Annotated in this window: 4 protein-coding genes and 1 pseudogene; 4 read left to right on the top strand and 1 reads right to left on the bottom strand. The window is 70.8% G+C overall.

Annotated features, from left to right (window positions below; all coding sequences use genetic code 11):
* Nucleotides 1-127 precede the first annotated feature (127 nt).
* Nucleotides 128-559, bottom strand: coding sequence for a DUF6299 family protein (locus ACFXC1_RS12345; RefSeq protein ID WP_381241886.1), 432 nt, complete (start codon nucleotides 557-559; stop codon nucleotides 128-130).
* A 253-nt stretch (nucleotides 560-812) separates the two neighbouring features.
* On the opposite strand from ACFXC1_RS12345, the gene ACFXC1_RS12350 reads away from it, so the two are divergent.
* From ACFXC1_RS12350 to ACFXC1_RS12365, 4 genes and pseudogenes are all read left to right on the top strand, one after another.
* The gene (locus ACFXC1_RS12350; RefSeq protein ID WP_019075394.1) at nucleotides 813-1,007 is read left to right on the top strand and encodes a DUF5999 family protein; all 195 of its coding nucleotides are present in this window, start codon (nucleotides 813-815) and stop codon (nucleotides 1,005-1,007) included.
* Between the two features lie 123 nt (nucleotides 1,008-1,130).
* On the top strand, nucleotides 1,131-1,955 hold the full coding sequence (locus ACFXC1_RS12355; RefSeq protein ID WP_381241887.1) for a PaaX family transcriptional regulator: 825 nt from the start codon (nucleotides 1,131-1,133) through the stop codon (nucleotides 1,953-1,955).
* Between the two features lie 155 nt (nucleotides 1,956-2,110).
* Complete coding sequence (gene cysC, locus ACFXC1_RS12360; protein WP_381241889.1) at nucleotides 2,111-2,662, top strand: adenylyl-sulfate kinase; 552 nt, start codon at nucleotides 2,111-2,113, stop codon at nucleotides 2,660-2,662.
* 5 nt (nucleotides 2,663-2,667) lie between these two features.
* Nucleotides 2,668-2,765 (top strand): annotated as a pseudogene (locus ACFXC1_RS12365) (sulfate adenylyltransferase subunit CysD); the annotation flags it as partial.

The raw sequence follows: 2,765 nt of genomic DNA on the forward strand, positions 1-2,765 counted from the left end.
GCGCGCTCATATTGGGCTCATACCCCGGGTTGCCTGGCTTCTGGGCCCCACAAAACCCCTCATCGCAGACCCCCTACCCCCGGGCCCCCCCCCCGCCGGGGCGGGGGGCGCCCCGAAGGCGTGGAACTCAGCTCTCGGTCAGGGTGATGTCCTGGCGCTGCACCGCGTGGAAGCGGGGCAGCGGCAGGCCGCCCTGGGGGGCCAGTTCCATCACGGTGGCCTCGACCTGGGCCGGGCCGGGGTTCAGCGGGTCGGACGAGGGCTTGCCCGAGTTCTCCCAGCTGTGCTCCATGCCGTCGCAGACCGCCCGGGTGCCGCCGATGCCGTGCCGGACCGCGGAGTCGCCCTGGGAGACGGAGGAACTGACGAAGGCCGGGCCCGAGTTGCCGAGACAGCGGTAGGTGCCGGAGAGCGTGACGGTGCCGTCCGGGGCGATGCTGCCCGTGGGGTCGACCGTCACCGTCTCGTAGGGGCCGGCCGACGCGGTCGCGGCGGGGGCGGCGGCGACCAGCAGCAGCGCGGCACCGGCCGCCGAACCGAGGGCGGAACGCAGGGACATGGGAGTACCTCCTGAAGTATCCGAAGCAGAGGTCTCCACTGGTACCGGTCGAGCGCACCAACTCCCGTGATCGTCACTCCTTCGGTGGCGAGTCCGCACCGAGCGTCGTGGAACCGTCCGAGTGTTGTCCGCGTGTTGTCACGCTTCACAGCAGCCTGTTCCGATGAGTTCGCGGCGGGGGGATGGTCTGTATATGCGATGCGGGCGGCGAAGGAGCCGCCGGAACGGATCGCATCCGACGTGGAGGTACGCCATGTGTTCCCACCAGTCCTCGTGCCCCGTGACCGACACCGACACCGCGCACGTGGTCTCCGCCCACCCCGAGCAGGGCTGGACGCTGCTGTGCGACGGCGCGATCGTCTTCGACGACAGCGGCCTGCTGCTCCCCGACGGCCGGATCGTCGCCCCGCACCGGGTACCGGCCGACCAACTCGCCGTCGCCGCCTGACCCTTCCCACCTGACCGATCCCGCGTGATCGTCTTCCCGGACGCGCTGCCCACGGTGACCTTCGAACCGTGCAGGATCAGCTTGCGTACCCCAGGTGACCAGCAGTGATGCTGACGACCTAAGATGATCAACGTGTCCGACCAGCATGCTCCACGGTCTCTCATCGTCACGCTCTACGGCGCGTACGGCCGCTTCGTGCCCGGCCCGGTTCCGGTCGCGGAACTGATCCGGCTCCTGGCCGCCGCCGGCGTCGACGCGCCTTCGGTGCGCTCGTCGGTCTCCCGGCTCAAACGGCGCGGGCTCCTGGTGCCCGCCCGTACCGCCCAGGGCGCCGCCGGCTACGAACTGTCGCCCGAGGCAAGGCAGTTGCTCGACGACGGCGACCGGCGCATCTACGCGGCCAGCCCCTCCGACGACGACGGCTGGGTGCTCGCGGTGTTCTCCGTCCCCGAGTCCGAACGGCAGAAGCGGCACGTCCTGCGCTCCCGGCTGTCCGGCCTCGGCTTCGGCACCGCCGCCCCGGGCGTGTGGATCGCGCCCGCCCGCCTGTACGAGGAGACCCGGCACATCCTCGGCCGCCTGCGCCTCGACCCGTACGTGGACTTCTTCCGCGGTGAGCACCTCGGCTTCGCGGCGACCGCCGACGCCGTGGCCCGCTGGTGGGACCTGACCACGATCGCCAAGGAGCACGAGGCGTTCCTCGACCGCCACGCGCCGGTGCTGGCCGGCTGGGAGCGCCGGACGGACACCCCGCCGGAGGAGGCCTACCGCGACTACCTCCTCGCCCTGGACTCCTGGCGCCGCCTCCCCTACGTCGACCCCGGCCTCCCCGCCTCCCTGCTCCCCCGGGACTGGCCGGGCGCCCGCTCTGCCGAGGTCTTCCGGGCGCTGCACGCACGACTGCGGGACCCGGGGGCGGTGTTCGCGGGCATCATGAGCAGTTCATGACGAACCGCCCATGAACAGTTCATGACGAACCACCGTTTCCTCTTGCGCACCACCGGTCACTCAGCCAAACCTCAGCTTCCTTAGCGGGTCCTCTCAGAGTTCTTACCTAACCTTCGACGACGTCGCTCGTCGGGTAAGAAAGAGGACTGTTGCGCATGACCACCACGGCAAGGGCTCAGGGAGCCACCGTCTGGCTCACCGGACTGCCGAGTGCGGGCAAGACGACGATCGCCCGGCACCTGAGCGATCGCCTGAGAGCCGAGGGACATCGCGTGGAGGTCCTCGACGGCGACGAGGTACGCCGCTTCCTCTCGGCCGGCCTCGGCTTCTCCCGCGAGGACCGCAACACCAACGTGCAGCGCATCGGCCTGGTCTCCGAGGTCCTCGCCCGCAACGGCGTGCTCTCCGTCGTCCCGGTCATCGCCCCCTACGCCGACAGCCGCGAGGCCGTCCGCAAACGGCACGAGGCGAGCGGAACGCCGTACATCGAGGTGCATGTCGCGACCCCCGTGGAGGTGTGCAGCGAGCGGGACGTCAAGGGCCTCTACGCCCGCCAGGCCGCGGGCGCGCTGACCGGTCTGACCGGCGTCGACGACCCGTACGAGCCGCCCACGGACCCGGCGCTGACGCTGCCGACGCAGACACAGAGCCCGCAGGAGTCCGCGGACGCGGTGTACGCGGTGCTGGCCGAGCGGGGGCTGCTGTGACCTTCACGCTCTCGCACCTGGACGCTCTGGAGTCCGAGGCGGTGCACATCTTCCGTGAGGTGGCGGGTGAGTTCGAGCGGCCGGTGATCCTCTTCTCCGGCGG

Origin of the sequence: Streptomyces hokutonensis (assembly GCF_042751305.1) — a bacterium.
In the GTDB taxonomy this organism is placed as follows: domain Bacteria; phylum Actinomycetota; class Actinomycetes; order Streptomycetales; family Streptomycetaceae; genus Streptomyces; species Streptomyces hokutonensis_A.